Here is a 16357-nt window from a genome sequence, read left to right as displayed (position 1 = left end):
GCGTCGCCCGCTGGTCACTCCTCCAGGAGCACGTGGGTGAAGTCCACGGCGTGGACGACGAGGACGAGCAGCAGCCCGTCGCTGACCACGTACTCGATGGCGATGTTCGGCGTCAGCGCCAGGGAGCGGGTGGCCTCGTCGCCGGAGACGGGAACGGACATCTTGGGCAGCGGATCCTGGGCCAGCACGGCGAGGCCCCGCTCCAGCAGCGCCCGCCGGTCGGCCGGCAGCCCGTCGCGCACGCGGGCCGCCTCCTCGCTGAACTTCACCGCGTACAGCATCCGTTTCCCCTCACCGGGCGATGAGCCGCCCGCTCAGCCTAACGCCGCGAGTAGTTGGGGGCCTCGGTCGTCATCTGGATGTCGTGCGGATGGCTCTCCTTCAGGCCCGCCGCGGTGATGCGCACGAACCGGCCGCGCTCCTTGATCTCCGGCACGGTACGGCCGCCCAGGTAGTACATCGACTGGTGCAGGCCGCCGACGAGCTGGTGCACGACGGACGCGAGCGGGCCGCGGTAGGGCACCTGGCCCTCGATGCCCTCGGGGATCAGCTTGTCGTCGTCGCCGATGCCGTCCTGGAAGTACCGGTCCTTGGAGTACGAACGCCGGTCGCCGCGCGACTGCATGGCGCCCAGCGAGCCCATGCCGCGGTAGGACTTGAACTGCTTGCCGTTGATGAACAGCAACTCGCCCGGCGACTCCTCGCAGCCGGCGAGCAGGCTGCCCAGCATCACGGTGTCCGCGCCGGCGACCAGCGCCTTGGCGATGTCGCCGCTGTACTGGAGGCCGCCGTCGCCGATGACCGGGATGCCGGCCGCGCGGGCGGCGAGCGACGCCTCGTGGATCGCGGTCACCTGCGGCACGCCGACCCCGGCGACCACGCGGGTGGTGCAGATGGAGCCCGGGCCCACGCCGACCTTGATGCCGTCCACTCCGGCGTCCACCAGGGCCTGCGCGCCGTCCCGGGTCGCCACGTTCCCCGCGACGACGTCGACGCTGTCGTAGTTGGACTTGATCTTGGCCGCCATGTCGGGGACCAGCCGGGAGTGGCCGTGCGCGGTGTCCACCACGATGAAGTCGACGCCGGCCTCGATCAGGGCCTCCGCGCGCTCGTACGCGTCGCCGGCCACGCCGACCGCCGCGCCGACGATCAGCCGGCCCTCCTCGTCCTTGGCGGCGTTCGGGTACTTCTCGGCCTTGACGAAGTCCTTGACGGTGATCAGGCCCTTGAGCAGGCCCTCGTCGTCGACCAGCGGGAGCTTCTCGATCTTGTGCCGCCGCAGCAGCTCCATCGCGTCCTCGCCGGAGATCCCGACCCGGCCGGTGACCAGCGGCATCGGCGTCATGACCTCGCGCACCTGACGCGTGCGGTCCGGCTCGAACGCCATGTCGCGGTTGGTCACGATGCCCAGCAGTCGGCCGCCGCCGTCGGTGACCGGCACACCGCTGATCCGGAACCGGCCGCACAGCTCGTCGGCCTCCCGCAGCGTGGCGTCCGGCCGGATGGTGATCGGGTCGGTGACCATGCCCGACTCCGACCGCTTGACGCGGTCCACCTGCGCGGCCTGCTCCTCGATGGACAGATTCCGGTGCAGAACGCCGGCGCCGCCCTGCCGGGCCATGGCGATGGCCATGCGCGCCTCGGTCACCTTGTCCATCGCGGCCGAGATCAACGGCACCCGCACCTTGACGTTGCGGGAGATGCGCGACGAGGTGTCGATGTCGCCCGGCGCCAGATTCGCGGGGCCGGGCAGCAGCAGCACATCGTCGAAGGTCAGCCCGAGTGCCGCGAATTTCTCGGGCACCTCACCCGCGTAATCAGTCATGACAGCCTTTCCCGCGTACCCGCATGAATGTCCATGCTACGGCTCCCCGACAAGCGCCCCGGACCCGCTCCGGCGCACCCCGGAGAGCCGTTCGTTCAGCGCCCGGCCAGCGCCCGCAGCCGGGTCAGCGCCCGGTGCTGCGCCACCCGCACCGCGCCCGGCGACATCCCGAGCTTCTGCCCGGTCTCCTCCGCCGTCAGCCCCACCGCGACCCGCAGCAGCACCAGCTCCCGCAGATGCTCGGGCAGCTTGGCCAGCAGCTTGCGCGCCCACTCGGCGTCACTGCTCAGCAGCGCCCGCTCCTCGGGTCCCAGGGAGTCGTCCGGCCGCTCGGGCATCTCGTCCGAGGGCACGGCCGTGGCCCCGGGGTGCCGCAGGGCGGCGCGCTGGAGATCGGCGACCTTGTGCTGGGCGATGGCGACGACGAACGCGTCGAACGGGCGCCCAGTGTCCCGGTAGCGCGGCAGCGCGCAGAGGACCGCGAGGCAGACCTCCTGGGCCAGGTCGTCCACGAAGTGCCGGGCCTCGCCGGGCAGCCGCGCCAGCCGGACCCGGCAGTAGCGCTGGGCCAGCGGGTGCACATGGGCGAGCAGATCATGTGTGGCCTGGGCGTCGCCCTCGGCCGCGCGATGGACGAGGGCGCCGATCGCCGTGGTCTCGTCATCGCGCATCGGTCCATGGTGCACCGTCGCCGCACGGTCCGGACCACCGTGGGCGGAGTTGTGCACCGAAGCGTTATGTGCGACGGGAGCGTTGTGCGCGGGAGCGCCGATCGACATGTCCCGTGCCCTCCCCTCGCACCTGGCCGACTCGTCCCCAAGGAGCGTCATGCATTCAAGCATGCGTCACCGGCGAAGCTTTTGGGCCGGCCCTCCTCACCGGACGGGGTGACAGCCGCCGGCCGTGCTCCCCGTCCGGGTCTTGTCGATCAGCGGACCAGGCCCCAGCGGAAGCCGAGGGCGACGGCGTGGGCACGGTCCGAGGCGCCGAGCTTCTTGAACAGCCGGCGGGCGTGCGTCTTGACCGTGTCCTCGGAGAGGAAGAGCTCGCGCCCGATCTCGGCGTTGGACCGGCCGTGGCTCATCCCCTCCAGAACCTGGATCTCCCGGGCGGTCAGGGTGGGCGCCGCCCCCATGTCCGAGGAACGCAGCCGGCGCGGCGCCAGCCGCCACGTCGGGTCGGCGAGCGCCTGGGTGACGGTGGCCCGAAGCTCGGCGCGCGAGGCGTCCTTGTGCAGATAGCCCCGGGCTCCCGCCGCGACGGCGAGCGCCACGCCGTCCAGATCCTCGGCCACGGTGAGCATGATGATGCGGGCGCCGGGGTCGGCGGAAAGAAGGCGCCGGACGGTTTCCACTCCGCCGAGGCCGGGCATTCGGACGTCCATCAGAATCAGGTCGGAACGATCGGCGCCCCAGCGACGCAGGACTTCCTCGCCGTTGGCGGCCGTCGTGACCCGCTCGACGCCGGGCACGGTCGCGACCGCGCGGCGGAGCGCCTCCCGGGCGAGCGGGGAGTCGTCGCAGACAAGGACGGAAGTCATGGTCGCCCTCCGCAGCTGATGCGCATCACCTTGAGCCTCCAGGCAGTCGTGTGTCGTCATCTGTGCGATTGACAAGCCGTGCCAACCGCCTTCGCCCTCTCAACGACGGTCACCCGAAAGAGTTACGGCCTCCAATCTCACAGCAGGAGCACTGTACGTGACCGGCTCATCACGCGACCGCCGCGCTCAGATAAACACGCCGAACACCCGTTTTTGCCCTATTTAGACCTTATTGCCCGCTTCGGGGTGTCTATGGCTATATTCGACTGGTAGTCATATTTCATGACTCCTCCCCAGCCTCGATGACGATGGGACACTGTCATGGCAGATTTCTCCCGCCTTCCGGGCCCCAATGCCGACCTGTGGGACTGGCAGCTCCTCGCCGCCTGCCGGGGCGTGGACAGCTCGTTGTTCTTCCATCCCGAGGGCGAGCGCGGGGCGGCCCGCAGCGCGCGCGAGGAGGCGGCGAAGGAAGTGTGCATGCGCTGCCCGGTCCGCGCCGAGTGCGCCGCGCACGCGCTCTCCGTGCGCGAGCCGTACGGCGTCTGGGGCGGACTGACCGAGGACGAGCGCGAGGAGCTGCTGGGCCGCGCGCGGCGCGACCTGGTGAACGCCAACTCCCCGCACAACCCCGGCTGACGCCGACTACCGTCTTCGTATGACAACTGCATTGGTGACCGGAGCGACGGCGGGAATCGGCGCCGCCTTCGCCCGTCGGCTGGCCCGCGACCGGCACGATCTGGTGCTGGTGGCGCGCGACGCCGAGGCGCTGCGGCGCCAGGCCGCCGAGCTGCACGACCGGCACGGGATCGAGGCCGCCGTGCTGAGGGCCGACCTGTCCACCGACGAGGGCATCGCCGCGGTCGAGACGCGGCTGTCCGACCCGGCGCACCCGGTGGACCTGCTGATCAACAACGCCGGGTTCGGGCTCAAGGGCAGCTATCTGAACGTGCCCATGGCGGATGAGCTGCGGATGCTCAGGGTCCACTGCGAGGCGGTGCTGCGCCTGACCACGGCCGCCGCGGAGCCCATGCGGCGGCGCGGGCGGGGCGCGGTGGTGAACGTGGCCTCGGTGGCCGCGTTCCTGCCCCGGGGCACCTATGGCGCGTCCAAGGCGTGGGTGGTGCAGTTCACCGAGGGCGCGGCCCGCGATCTGGCGGGCAGCGGGGTGCGGCTGATGGCGCTGTGCCCCGGTTTCGTGCGCACCGAGTTCCACCAGCGGGCCGGGATGGGCACGGAGAACATCCCCAACTGGATGTGGCTGGACGCCGACCGCGTGGTGGACACCGCGCTGCGGGACCTCGCCCGGTACCGGACCGTGTCCATCCCGGACGCGCGCTACAAGGTGCTCATGGGCGCCGCCCGGCTGGCGCCGCGCGGGGCGCTGGGCGGCCTGTCGGCCCGGGCCGGCCGGAAGTACGGACCCCGGCGGAAGAGCGACGGATAACCCCGATGGGCTAAGGTGGATATGTCTGATATGTACCGCTTCGACCCTCAGGACACGGACACCATCATGACATTCGTACAGGTAATCGACTTCAAGACCAGCAGAGCCGACGAGCTGAACCGGCTCATGGACACCTGGGTCGCGCAGACCGAGGGGAAACGGACGGCCACGCACTCGGTGGTCGGCCGGGACCGGTCGGACAGCACGCACATCGTGGAGATCGTCGAGTTCCCGTCGTACGAGGACGCCGAGCGGAACGCGCGGCTGCCGGAGACCGACCGGATCTTCCGAGAGATGGCGGCGCTGTGCGACGACGTGCCGCGGTTCACCGACCTGGACGTGGTGCGGGACGAGCAGCTCAACAAGGCGGCCGTCCGGCGCTTCTTCGAGGACGCGGTCAACCGGGCCGACCTGGACCTGCTGGACGAGCTGTGCACCGGCGACTACGCGGAGCACGACCCGAGCAGCTCGGTGGACCCGGCCGATCTGGCCTCCGCCAAGACCGACGCGACCAAGTACATCAGGGCCTTCGGGCCGACGTTCCTGGTGGAGGACCAACTGGCCGAGGGCGACCTCGTGACCACGCGGTTCACCGCGATCGGCACGCACACCGACGACTTCATGGGGCTGCCCGCCACCGGGCGCCCGGTGCGGATCGCCGGACAGGTCACGCACCGGTTCCGGGACGGCAGGATCGCCGAGTCATGGTGGAACTGGGACCAGCTCGGCCTGCTGGCGCAGATCGGCCTGGTCGAGCTGTAACGCCGGACACGAGCCGCGCGGGCCCCGGCCCGCACCGCCCTGAGGGTGGTGCGGGCCGGGGCCCGTCCGTACCGCGCGCCGGGGCGCGTCAGTGGGAGTGGCCGTGGCCGTGGCCCGCCGACTCCGGCTCCTCTTCCTTCTTCTCCACCACCAGGGTCTCGGTGGTGAGCAGCAGGGAGGCGATGGAGGCGGCGTTCTGCAGGGCGGAACGGGTCACCTTCACCGGGTCGATCACGCCGTCCTTGACCAGGTCGCCATAGGCGCCGGTGGCCGCGTTGAAGCCCTGGCCCTTGTCGAGCTCGGCCACCTTGGAGGTGATCACGTACCCCTCCAGGCCGGCGTTCTCCGCGATCCAGCGCAGCGGCTCGACGGCGGCGCGGCGGACGATCGCCACGCCGGTGGCCTCGTCGCCGGTCTTGCCGAGGTCGTCGGCCAGCACCTTGGAGGAGTGGACCAGGGAGGCGCCGCCGCCGGGGACGATGCCCTCCTCGACCGCCGCGCGGGTGGCCGAGATGGCGTCCTCCAGACGGTGCTTCTTCTCCTTCAGCTCCACCTCGGTGGCGGCGCCGACGCGGATGACGCACACGCCGCCGGCCAGCTTGGCCAGCCGCTCCTGGAGCTTCTCGCGGTCCCAGTCGGAGTCGGTGGTCTCGATCTCGGCGCGGATCTGGGCGACCCGGGCCTCGATGTCGGCCGACTGGCCGGCGCCGTCGACGATGGTGGTGTCGTCCTTGGTGACCGTCACGCGGCGGGCGGTGCCCAGCACGTCCAGGCCGACCTGGTCGAGCTTGAGGCCGACCTCCTCGGAGATCACGGTGCCGCCGGTGAGGGTGGCCATGTCGCCGAGCATCGCCTTGCGGCGGTCGCCGAAGCCGGGGGCCTTGACGGCCACCGAGTTGAACGTGCCGCGGATCTTGTTGACGACGAGGGTGGACAGCGCCTCGCCCTCGACGTCCTCGGCGATGATCAGCAGCGGGCGGGAGCCGCCGGACTGCATGATCTTCTCCAGCAGCGGGAGCAGGTCCTGGATGGAGGAGATCTTGCCCTGGTGGATCAGGATGTAGGGGTCGTCGAGGACGGCCTCCATGCGCTCCTGGTCCGTGACCATGTAGTGCGACAGGTAGCCCTTGTCGAACGCCATGCCCTCGGTGAAGTCCAGCTCCAGGCCGAAGGTCTGGGACTCCTCGACGGTGATCACACCGTCCTTGCCGACCTTGTCCATGGCCTCCGCGATCAGCTCGCCGACCTGCTTGTCCTGGGCGGACAGGGCGGCGACCGCGGCGATGTCCTCCTTGGAGTCGATCGGCCGGGCGCTGGCGCGCAGGTCTTCGGCGACGGCCTCGACCGCGGCGTCGATGCCCCGCTTCAGCCCGGACGGCGAAGCACCGGCGGCGACGTTGCGCAGCCCCTCGCGGACGAGGGCCTGGGCCAGCACGGTGGCGGTGGTGGTGCCGTCACCGGCGATGTCGTTGGTCTTGGTCGCCACCTCCTTCACGAGCTGGGCGCCCAGGTTCTCGTACGGGTCCTCCGCCTCGACCTCGCGGGCGATGGTGACGCCGTCGTTGGTGATGGTGGGCGCGCCGAACTTCTTGTCGATGACGACGTTCCGGCCCTTGGGACCGATGGTCACCTTGACCGCGTCGGCGAGCTGGTTGACGCCGCGTTCGAGGGCGCGGCGGGCGTCCTCGTCGAATTTCAGGATCTTCGCCATGGGTGTGGATGTCCTTGTGTTCTTCGGAGACGAAACCGCGCCCCGGGCGCCCGCCGATCTCGGATCAGTCGCGGGGCCCGGGGCGCGGTGCGATCACTTCTCGATGATCGCCAGCACGTCGCGGGCGGAGAGGACGAGGTACTCCTCGTTGTTGTACTTGACCTCGGTGCCGCCGTACTTGCTGTACAGCACGATGTCGCCGACCTTGACGTCGAGCGGCAGGCGGTTGCCGTCCTCGAAGCGGCCCGGGCCCACGGCCAGGACGGTGCCCTCCTGGGGCTTCTCCTTGGCGGTGTCCGGAATGACCAGTCCGGAGGCCGTGGTCTGCTCGGCCTCCAGCGGCTGGATCACGATGCGGTCCTCGAGCGGCTTGATGGCAACCTTGGAGCTGACGGTCGTCACGATCCGACCTCCCCCTTCGGAGATCTCACGGGGTTTTCAATGGCTGGATGGCGACGTGGTGGACCCGTCGTCGCGGGTGCCGGATCCGCCTGTCGCGCGATGGTTGGCACTCGTCCATGGAGAGTGCCAACATCGACACTATGCGGCGCTTAGCACTCAGTCAACTAGAGTGCCAGTCGCCCGCCGCGCGCCGGAGCCGGGGGAACGCGCGAGCCGGCGGGAACGCGCCCCCGCCCAGGGCACGTTGCCCACTCCGGGGCTCACGGGCGCGAGTTCACACGTAATCCTCCAGGCGAGCGATGGCGAACCCCTGTTCGGTAACGGTGTTGAGCACCCGGCGCAGCATGCCGATCATGTCACCGTCCCACTCCTCCTTGCCCCGGAAGTGGGTGAGGATGATGTCGCCGGGGTGGAACTTCCGGTCGGCGCGCCCGTACGCGATCCGGTCCGGGAACGCCTCCTCGGCCCACAGCGGCACCACGCGCACGCCGCAGGAGGCCGCCGCGCGCAGCGTATCGCGGTCGTAGGCGCCGTAGGGGGGCCGGAACATCTCCGGCCGCTCGCCGATCTCCTTCTCCAGCGTGTCCTGCTGGCGGCAGATCTCGGTGCGCTGCTGGGCGTAGGTGAGCTTCGGCATCTCCCGGTGGTTGACCGAGTGGTTCTGAATGGCGGAGCCGTAGCGGTGGGCCTTGCGGAAGTAGCCGTAGTCGTCGCGGGCGACGTAGTCGGCGAGGAAGCTGCTGTAGGGCACGTCGAGTTCGCGCAGCATCTCCAGCATCCGGGGGTCCTTCTCCGAGCCGTCGTCGATCGTGAGGAAGACGACCTTCTTGTCGGTGGGCACCGAGACGATGACGGGCGGCAGCCCGGCCCCGGAGATGTGGCCCGGCTCGGTGGTCAGCTTCGGCTTCTTCTCCGGCGGCGCGGGCGCGCGCAGCGGAACGCGGCGCAGGCCCCACCGTTTGGCCGCGGCGACGCGGCGCGCCTCGGCCTTCTCCAGGCGCTCGGCGTAGGCGGCCCGCGCCTCCGCGACGGCCCGCGCCTGGCCGTGCCGCGGTGCGCCGAGGAAGCCGACGGAGGCGAGGAGCGCGCTGTCGCCGGTGCCGGGCGGGTTGGCGTCCGCGGTGACCGGCGTCCCCGGGCTCCGGGCGCCGCCAGGCAGGAGGTGCGGGGGGAGCCCGGCGCCCGAGCAGACGAGGGCGAGCATCGTCGCGCCGCCGAGCGCGGTGCACCGCCGCACCCTCCTCATGAACCGGCAGTCTTTTTGTACTACTTGTCCGATAATCCCCATGGCTCGGAATGGTGGCACTCCCCTGCCCCGAACTCCCGCGCGCCGTTCCGGACCGGCGGGGAGAATGACCCGTGTGGCCGCAACCGACCTCGACGCCTTCCGCGCCCTGCTGACCGAGCCGGGCCGCCGGCTGCTGGCCGAGCTGCGCGACCTGCCGCCCGCCGGCGAGCTGGCCGCCGCCACCCGGCTGCGCCGCGACCACCCGCCGAAGCTGGTCGCGGCGGCGATCGGCCAGGCCCGGCTGCGGCAGCGCGCGGCGGCGAAGTTCGGCGCCGACGCCGACCGGATGTTCTTCACGGCCGACGGCGTCGAGCAGGCCACCCGCACCCCCGTCGCCGACTGGCGCGCCCGCCGTTTCGCGGCCCTGGGCGTACAACGGGTGGCCGACCTGTGCTGCGGCGTCGGCGGCGACGCCCTGGCGCTGGCCCGGGCCGGGCTGACCGTGCTCGCCGTGGACCGCTCCCCGCTGGCCTGCGCCGCCGCCGAGGCCAACGCGGCGGCGCTGGGCCTGGCCGACCGGATCACCGTGCGCTGCGCGCCCGTCGAGGACGTCGACGTGCGCGGCTGGGACGCGGTGTTCGCCGACCCGGCGCGCCGCCGCGCCACCGGCGGCCGGATCTTCGACCCCGAGGCGTACTCGCCCCCGCTGTCCTGGGCGCTGGAGCTGGCCGGCCGGGTCCCGCACGCCGCGCTGAAGATCGCGCCGGGCGTGCCGCACGAGGCGATCCCCGACGGCGCGGAGGCGGAGTGGGTCTCCCACCGGGGGAACGTCAAGGAGGCCGTGCTCTGGTTCGGCACCGGGGCCGCCCACCCGCGCCGCGCCACCCTGCTGCCCGGCGGCGACACCCTCACCGGCACCGAACGCCCGGCCCCGGCCGGCCCGCCGGGGCGTTACCTCTACGAGCCGGACGGCGCGGTGATCCGCGCCCACCTCGTCGCCGACGTCGCCGAACGGGTCACCGGCCGGCTGCTCGACCCGACGATCGCCTATGTCACGGCCGACGACCTGCGCCCGACCCCGTTCGCCACGGCCTACGAGCTCACCGACGTGCTCCCGTTCAACGTGAAACGGCTCAAGGCACTCCTGCGCGAACGCGGCGTGGGCACCCTGACCGTCAAGAAGCGCGGCTCGCCCGTCACCCCCGAGGAGCTGCTGCGCCGCGTCAAGCCCCGGGGCCCGGCCGCCGCCACCGTGTTCCTCACCCGCGTCGCGGACGCCCCCGCCATGCTGCTGGGCCGCCCGGCGGCTACCGCGGCGGCTGCTCCGGCACCGGCGTGAACCGCCACCGGTGCACCGGCCGGTGCAGCAACTCGGCGGGCGGGTCCGGCAGTTCGGCGATCTCCCCGGCGTCCTCGCCGTCCCACCACGTGATGACCAGGACCCGCTCCCCCGGCGCGGTGAACGTCTCCCGGCGCGCCGGGGCCGGCTCCAGCACCCGGGCGCGGGCCCAGGCCAGCAGCTCCTCGCCCCGGCCCGCCGCGGCCCGCGCCTCCCACATCAGCGCCACCGCCATCAGTGGCCGCCGGGCACGTGCGGCTCGGTCACCGGCAGCGAGGAGTCGGCGGGCAGGCCGAGGGCGGACGGCGCGCGGTTGCGGGCGACCATCTCCGCGCCCAGCGCGGCGACCATCGCGCCGTTGTCCGTGCACAGCCCCGGCCGCGGCACCCGCAGCGTGATGCCGGCCGCCGCGCACCGTTCCTCCGCCATCGCGCGCAGCCGGGAGTTGGCCGCGACGCCGCCACCGATCATCAGGTGCTCCACGCCCTCGTCCCGGCAGGCCCGGATCGCCTTCCGCGTCAGCACGTCCGTGACCGCCTCCTGGAACGACGCGGCCACATCCGCCACCGGCACCTCCTCGCCCGCGTTGCGCCGGGTCTCCACCCAGCGCGCCACCGCGGTCTTCAGGCCGGAGAAGGAGAAGTCGTAGGGCGCGTCCCGGGGCCCGGTCAGCCCGCGCGGGAACGCGATCGCCCGCGGGTCGCCCTCGCGCGCGAGCCGGTCGATGACCGGGCCGCCGGGGAAGCCGAGCCCCAGCACCCGCGCCACCTTGTCGAACGCCTCCCCCGCCGCGTCGTCGATCGTCGCGCCCAGCGGCCGGACGTCCGCGGTGATGTCGGGGGCCAGCAGCAGCGAGGAGTGCCCGCCGGAGACCAGCAGCGCCATGGTCGGCTCCGGCAGCGGCCCGTGCTCCAACTGGTCCACGCACACGTGCGACGCCAGGTGGTTGACCCCGTACAGCGGCTTGCCCAGCGCGTACGCGTACGCCTTGGCCGCCGAGACGCCGACCAGCAGCGCGCCCGCCAGCCCCGGCCCGGCGGTGACCGCGATCGCGTCCAGATCGGTGGCCGCGACCCCGGCCTCCTTCAGGGCCCGCTCGATCGTGGGCACCATCGCCTCCAGGTGCGCCCGGCTGGCGATCTCGGGCACCACACCGCCGTACCGGGCGTGGTCGTCGACGCTGGAGGCGACGGCGTCGGCGAGCAGCGTGTGGCCGCGGACGATGCCGACACCGGTCTCGTCGCAGGAGGTCTCGATGCCGAGGACGAGGGGTTCGTCAGCCATGGGGGTCCGTTTCGTCAAGAGGGCCTGGGGGCGTCAGCTCGCGCCGCATGACGAGGGCGTCGTGGTTGCCGGGCTGGTAGTAGCCGCGGCGCACGCCGATCGTGGTGAAACCGAAGCGCTGGTAGAGCCGCTGGGCCGGCTTGTTGTCGACGCGGACCTCCAGCAGCACCTCGCGGCAGCCGAACCCGATGGCGGCGGCGAGCAGCGCGGCCAGCAGCCGGGCGCCGAGCCCGGCCCGCTGGGCGTCGCGGGTCACGCCGATGGTCATCACATCGCCCGTGTCACCGGCCACGCTCAGCCCGCCGTAGCCGGCCAGCGAGCCGTCGGGGCGCTCGGCCACCACATAGTGCCGGGTGCGGCCCGGGCCGCGGGAGTGCGCCAGCTCCGACCAGTACGTGGCCTCCGACCAGGCGTCCTGCTCGAACAGCTCGGTCTCCAGCGCCAGCACCCCGGCCATGTCCCACCAGCGCATCTCGCGGAGCACGACATCGCCGCCGGTCATGTCCGGGTGACCGCCTTGTACCCGGCGGGCACCCGGGCGTCCGGGCGGCGCAGATACTGCGGCACGGGCTCGGCCAGCGGCTGCCCGGCGGCCAGCCGCTCGGCGGCGAGCGCCGCGAGCGCCGCGGCCGACGCGTGCTCGGGCAGGTCCGGGCGCAGCCCGGGGAACGCGTCGGGGTACAGCCGCGCGCCCGCGCCGGCCGCCGGCAGGTCGCCCACCAGCGCGGCGACGTCCGCCGGCCGGTCCACCGCGGGGCCGGTCACCCGGGTGCGGGCGTCGGCGTACCGCGCCCAGTACACCTCCTTGCGGCGGGCGTCGGTGGCGACGACGAACGGCTCGTCCAGGCCCGTCGCGTAGGCGATGGCGTCCAGCGTGCCCAGGCCGTGCACCGGCAGGGAACGGGCCGCGCCCAGCGCCGCCGCGGTGGCCAGCCCCACCCGCAGGCCCGTGTACGGGCCCGGGCCGGTGCCGACGACGAGCGCCGTCACCTCGTCCAGGCCGCGCCCGGCGGCGGTGAGCACGCGGTCGACGGCGGGGAGCAGCAGCTCACCGTGGCGCCGGGCGTCGATCTCCCGCGCGTCGGCGAGGACCGCCGTGCCGTCGTGCAGGGCGACGGTGACGGCGGGGGTGGCGGTGTCCAGGGCGAGCAACAGCACGCGGCAAACCTACAACTCCCCGGCGGGCCCCCGGGTCCCTGGTAGCGTCGGTCCGAAAACCTCTCTGCCCGCTCCCGACCCCCGAACCCGACGCAACTCCCGGCCCCTTTCCGTGAAAGGCGACAGCAGAACCGTGGCGCGCCATACCTCCGGCTCCGGCTCCGGTGCCTTCGTCACCTTGCTGACCGCCGCCGCCCTGGGCGTTGTCGCGTTCTTCGCGTATCAGGCGTCCGCCGCCGACGACCGGCCGGCGGCCGGTTCCAGCCCGTCGGCGTCGGAGACCCCGGAGGACGGCTCGCAGGGCGGCGAGGGCGGCGAGGCCGACCCGACGGACGGGCCGCCGCCGCTGCCCGCCGAGTCGGGCGAGGGCAAGCGCGTGGTCTACTCGCTGAGCCAGCAGCGGGTCTGGCTGGTGGACAACAGCGCCGACGGAACGGGCGAGGTGATCGCCGGGACCTACGAGGTGCACCCCAGCTCGGTCAGCCCGCCGGCCGGCGAGTACACCGTCACCTCGCGTTTCGCGCAGGGCACCGGCTCCGACGGGGTCGCCATCGAGCACTCGGTGGTCTTCCACGAGGCGTCCGACGGAACGGTGTTCGGCTTCTCCGCGGCGCTGGACGGCTCCACGCCCGACCCCGACTCCGCCACGCGGACCGGCGCGATCCGGCAGAGCCGCGAACACGGCGACGCGATGTGGCTGTTCGCGACGGCGGGCATCCCGGTCGTCGTCGTTCCCTGAGTCGTCGTTCCCTGAGTCGTCGTTCCCTGACGCGCGGCGGATCCTAATCCAGCAGCCCGCCAAGGTCGGCGTCCCGCCAGCGCTCGCCGACGCCCGTCAGCGTGACCTCGCGCAGCTCGTCCTCCCCGTCCCCGCCGTCGGCCGCGTCCGCGCCCTCCGCGCGCGAGATCACGACGTGCAGCCGGTCCTCGGACAGCTCCTCGACCCGGCCCTCGCCCCACTCCACGACGACCACCGACTCGGGCAGCGCCACGTCCAGGTCCAGGTCCTCCATCTCCTCCAGCCCGCCGGAGAGCCGGTAGGCGTCCACGTGCACCAGCGGCGGCCCGCCGACGGTCGAGGGGTGGACCCGGGCGATCACGAACGTGGGCGAGGTCACCGCGCCGCGCACGCCCAGCCCCTCGCCGATCCCGCGCGTCAGCGTCGTCTTGCCCGCGCCCAGCGGGCCGGTGAGCAGCACCAGGTCGCCCGGCCGCAGCCGGGCCGCGAGGCGGCGCCCCGCCTCCCGCATCCGCTCGGGGCCGGTGACGGTGAACGACGCCGCGGACACCGGCGCCTCAGACTGCTGGCTCATGGAACCGGATGCTACGCGCCAGCAGCCGCGCCAGATGCTCGTTCACCTGCTCGGGAAACTCCAGCAGCACCAGGTGCCCGGCGCCCTGCACCACCACCGCCTCCGCCATGGGCAGCTTGGCGGCGATCCGCTCGCTGTGCGCGGCGGGGGTCACCTCGTCCCGTTCCGCGCCGAGCACCAGCACGGGCAGATCCTCGGCCAGGCCGTTGAGCAGGTCCAGCGCCGACGCCTTGTCGTGCGCGGCGAACGCGGGGTAGAACTCGGCGACCACGTCCACCGGGACGGACTGGATCAGCCGCTCGGCGAACCGCGCCACCCCCGGGTCCACGTCCTTGGGCGTGCCGAACGAGTAACGGCGCACGAGCCCGGCGTACAGGTCGCCCGTCGCGCGCCGGCCGCGGTCCACGAGCTCCTGCTGCGAGCCGAGCGCCCGCAGCACGCCGGGCAGCACCTTGCGGACGGCGCGCACGGCCGGGGCCGGGAAACCATAGGTGACGTCCGCCAGTTCGCCCGCCGAGGACGCCAGGAACGCGACGCCCGCCACCCGCCGCGCCACATAGTCCGGGAACTGCTCGGCCAGCGCCATGATCGTCATGCCGCCCATCGAGTGCCCGACCAGGACCACCGGTCCCTCGGGCGCGACCGCGTCGAGAACGGCCTTCAGGTCGCGGCCGAGCTGCTCGATGGTGACCGGCTCCCCGGTCTCGCCCTGCGTCCGGCCGCGCTCGGAACGGCCGTGGCCGCGCTGGTCCCAGTAGACGGCGCGGACCGCGCCACGCAGGGCGGCGCGCTGGAAGTGCCACACGTCCTGGTTCAGGCAGTAGCCGTGGCTGAACACCACGGTGGGGGGCGGCTGCCGGCGGCGGCGCAGCAGCCGCCCCAGCCGGCCGCGCGCGGCGGGCTGGGGTCCCCGCGTCACGGGCTCGGCGACCGGACCGCCCGCTCCGTCGTCGGACGGCCGGACGAACGCGCCGACCTCGTCGATCTCGTAGTACAGCTCGGTCCCGTCGTCGGCGGAGGCCGTGCCGGGCGCGCCGCGCAGCGTGCCGTACGGCCCGGCGGCGTCCAGCGCCAACTGCGCCTGGCGGCGGACCGAGCGGCCCACGGTCAGCCGTTCGACGGCGACGGTGGTGGCCACCGCGCCTATCGCCACCCCGGCCACCCCGAGGCGCCGCGCCCAGCTCATGAGGCGGACTCCCCGTGGTAGATCCGGGGCACGCGGTGCCCGACGCGGGTGACGATCTCGTAGCCGATGGTGCCGGCCGCGCGGGCCCAGTCCTCGGCCGTGGGCTCGCCGCGGTCGCCGGGGCCGAACAGCACCGCCTCGTCACCGGCCGCCGCCGAGTCGCCGCCGAGGTCGACCACGAACTGGTCCATGGCCACCCGGCCCGCGACCGTCCGCCACTTGCCGGCCACCAGCACCGGGCCGCAGCCGGAGGCGTGCCGGGGAACGCCGTCGGCGTAGCCCGCGGGCACCAGGGCCAGCGTCGTCTCGCCGGGGGTGACGTAGTGGTGCCCGTAGCTCACGCCGTGCCCGCCCGGGACCCGTTTCACCGAGGCCAGCCAGGCGCGCAGGGTCATCACCGGCCGCAGCCCGAAGTCCGCCGGGGTACCTGTCTCCGGCGAGGGGGACAGCCCGTACAGCGCCACCCCGGGCCGGACCAGGTCGTAGTGCGCGGCGGGCAGGGTGAGCGTGGCCGGCGAGTTCGCGAAGTGCCGCACCTCGGGGTCGAGTCCGGCGCGGGCGGCGGTGGCCAGCGCCTCGTCGAACGCCCGCTGCTGGAGCGCGATCGACGGGTGGCCCGGCTCGTCGGCGCACGCGAAGTGCGACCACATGCCGGTCACCCGGATCGCGCCCGCCGCCTCGGCGGCGCGCGCCGCGGCGACCAGGTCCGGCCAGTCGGCGGGCTGGCAGCCGTTGCGGCCCAGGCCCGTGTCGGCCTTGAGGTGCACCCGCGCGCGGCGGCCGGCCGCCCGGGCCGCGGCCGTCACCTCGGCCAGCGCCCAGGAGGCGGCGACCGAGACGTCGATGTCCGCCTCGATGGCCCGCCGCCAGGGCCCGCCCGGCGTCCACAGCCAGCACAGCACCCGCCCGGTGTCGCCGGCCGCGCGCAGGGCCAGCGCCTCGTCCGGCGTGGCCGTGCCCAGCCAGGCGGCGCCGGCCTCGCGGGCGGCGCGGGCGCACGGGACCAGGCCGTGGCCGTATCCGTCGGCCTTGACCACGGCCATCAACGCGGCCCCGCCGGTGGCGCGTTCGGTGAGCGCGCGGACATTGGCGCGCAACGCGTCGAGATCGATATCGGCGCGCAGCCGCCAGCTTTCTGCCGGTGGATGATCGTTCATTACCC

19 protein-coding genes are annotated in these 16357 nt (G+C 73.3%); 5 read left to right on the top strand and 14 right to left on the bottom strand.

The features are described from left to right. Positions 1–14: 14 nt before the first annotated feature. From RM590_RS26685 to RM590_RS26670, 4 genes are all read right to left on the bottom strand, one after another. On the bottom strand, positions 15–281 hold the full coding sequence (locus tag RM590_RS26685) for a hypothetical protein (RefSeq protein WP_311707267.1): 267 nt from the start codon (positions 279–281) through the stop codon (positions 15–17). Positions 282–319: 38 nt separating this feature from the next. Beyond that, positions 320–1825 (bottom strand): IMP dehydrogenase, encoded by a 1506-nt coding sequence (guaB, locus tag RM590_RS26680; RefSeq protein ID WP_311707266.1) that lies wholly within the window; start codon positions 1823–1825, stop codon positions 320–322. 95 nt (positions 1826–1920) lie between these two features. Next, complete coding sequence (gene shbA, locus RM590_RS26675; RefSeq protein WP_311707265.1) at positions 1921–2496, bottom strand: RNA polymerase sigma factor ShbA; 576 nt, start codon at positions 2494–2496, stop codon at positions 1921–1923. Positions 2497–2753: 257 nt separating this feature from the next. Next, complete coding sequence (locus tag RM590_RS26670; protein WP_019431595.1) at positions 2754–3365, bottom strand: response regulator transcription factor; 612 nt, start codon at positions 3363–3365, stop codon at positions 2754–2756. Positions 3366–3686: 321 nt separating this feature from the next. Between RM590_RS26670 and RM590_RS26665 the strand changes: the two genes are divergently transcribed. The 3 genes from RM590_RS26665 (at position 3687) to RM590_RS26655 (ending at position 5574) form a co-directional block, all read left to right on the top strand. Then, positions 3687–4004, top strand: a complete 318-nt coding sequence (locus RM590_RS26665) for a WhiB family transcriptional regulator (RefSeq protein ID WP_311707264.1) — start codon at positions 3687–3689, stop codon at positions 4002–4004. Between the two features lie 19 nt (positions 4005–4023). After that, on the top strand, positions 4024–4812 hold the full coding sequence (locus RM590_RS26660; protein ID WP_311707263.1) for an SDR family NAD(P)-dependent oxidoreductase: 789 nt from the start codon (positions 4024–4026) through the stop codon (positions 4810–4812). Positions 4813–4878: 66 nt separating this feature from the next. Next, positions 4879–5574, top strand: coding sequence for an ester cyclase (locus RM590_RS26655; protein WP_311707262.1), 696 nt, complete (start codon positions 4879–4881; stop codon positions 5572–5574). A gap of 88 nt (positions 5575–5662) precedes the next feature. On the opposite strand, the gene groL is transcribed toward RM590_RS26655, so the two are convergent. From groL to RM590_RS26640, 3 genes are all read right to left on the bottom strand, one after another. Next, entirely contained in the window at positions 5663–7285 is a 1623-nt protein-coding gene (gene groL, locus RM590_RS26650) for a chaperonin GroEL (protein WP_311707261.1), read from the bottom strand. A gap of 93 nt (positions 7286–7378) precedes the next feature. Next, complete coding sequence (groES, locus tag RM590_RS26645; protein ID WP_311707260.1) at positions 7379–7687, bottom strand: co-chaperone GroES; 309 nt, start codon at positions 7685–7687, stop codon at positions 7379–7381. 274 nt (positions 7688–7961) lie between these two features. Beyond that, entirely contained in the window at positions 7962–8933 is a 972-nt protein-coding gene (locus RM590_RS26640) for a polysaccharide deacetylase family protein (protein ID WP_311707259.1), read from the bottom strand. A 106-nt stretch (positions 8934–9039) separates the two neighbouring features. On the opposite strand from RM590_RS26640, the gene RM590_RS26635 reads away from it, so the two are divergent. After that, complete coding sequence (locus RM590_RS26635) at positions 9040–10254, top strand: class I SAM-dependent methyltransferase (protein ID WP_311707258.1); 1215 nt, start codon at positions 9040–9042, stop codon at positions 10252–10254. Here the strand turns inward: RM590_RS26635 and RM590_RS26630 are convergent. The 4 genes from RM590_RS26630 to tsaB are packed head-to-tail and all read right to left on the bottom strand — an operon-like array spanning position 10223 to position 12696. After that, a complete protein-coding gene (locus tag RM590_RS26630) occupies positions 10223–10489 on the bottom strand; it encodes a hypothetical protein (RefSeq protein ID WP_311707257.1) in 267 nt (88 codons plus the stop codon). The two genes, RM590_RS26635 and RM590_RS26630, sit on opposite strands and share 32 nt — an antisense overlap. Beyond that, on the bottom strand, positions 10489–11538 hold the full coding sequence (tsaD, locus tag RM590_RS26625; protein ID WP_311707256.1) for a tRNA (adenosine(37)-N6)-threonylcarbamoyltransferase complex transferase subunit TsaD: 1050 nt from the start codon (positions 11536–11538) through the stop codon (positions 10489–10491). Before tsaD ends, RM590_RS26630 begins: the two co-directional genes overlap by 1 nt. Then, on the bottom strand, positions 11531–12040 hold the full coding sequence (rimI, locus tag RM590_RS26620; RefSeq protein WP_311707255.1) for a ribosomal protein S18-alanine N-acetyltransferase: 510 nt from the start codon (positions 12038–12040) through the stop codon (positions 11531–11533). The genes tsaD and rimI overlap by 8 nt, the downstream gene beginning before the upstream one ends. Further along, positions 12037–12696, bottom strand: coding sequence for a tRNA (adenosine(37)-N6)-threonylcarbamoyltransferase complex dimerization subunit type 1 TsaB (gene tsaB, locus RM590_RS26615; RefSeq protein ID WP_311707254.1), 660 nt, complete (start codon positions 12694–12696; stop codon positions 12037–12039). Before tsaB ends, rimI begins: the two co-directional genes overlap by 4 nt. A gap of 133 nt (positions 12697–12829) precedes the next feature. Here tsaB and RM590_RS26610 point away from each other — a divergent pair, with 133 nt between their 5' ends. Beyond that, on the top strand, positions 12830–13435 hold the full coding sequence (locus RM590_RS26610) for a hypothetical protein (RefSeq protein ID WP_311707253.1): 606 nt from the start codon (positions 12830–12832) through the stop codon (positions 13433–13435). A gap of 43 nt (positions 13436–13478) precedes the next feature. Here RM590_RS26610 and tsaE read toward each other — a convergent pair whose 3' ends face one another. From tsaE to alr, 3 genes are read right to left on the bottom strand one after another with little or no spacing between them, the layout of a single operon-like run. After that, a complete protein-coding gene (gene tsaE, locus RM590_RS26605) occupies positions 13479–14009 on the bottom strand; it encodes a tRNA (adenosine(37)-N6)-threonylcarbamoyltransferase complex ATPase subunit type 1 TsaE (RefSeq protein ID WP_311707252.1) in 531 nt (176 codons plus the stop codon). Further along, positions 13993–15195, bottom strand: a complete 1203-nt coding sequence (locus tag RM590_RS26600; RefSeq protein WP_311707251.1) for an alpha/beta fold hydrolase — start codon at positions 15193–15195, stop codon at positions 13993–13995. Before RM590_RS26600 ends, tsaE begins: the two co-directional genes overlap by 17 nt. Next, on the bottom strand, positions 15192–16352 hold the full coding sequence (gene alr, locus RM590_RS26595; RefSeq protein ID WP_311707250.1) for an alanine racemase: 1161 nt from the start codon (positions 16350–16352) through the stop codon (positions 15192–15194). Before alr ends, RM590_RS26600 begins: the two co-directional genes overlap by 4 nt. Positions 16353–16357: the final 5 nt, after the last annotated feature.

Source organism: Streptomyces litchfieldiae (assembly GCF_031845365.1).
In the GTDB taxonomy this organism is placed as follows: domain Bacteria; phylum Actinomycetota; class Actinomycetes; order Streptomycetales; family Streptomycetaceae; genus Streptomyces; species Streptomyces litchfieldiae.
This window is presented reverse-complemented; position numbering and strand designations above follow the sequence as displayed.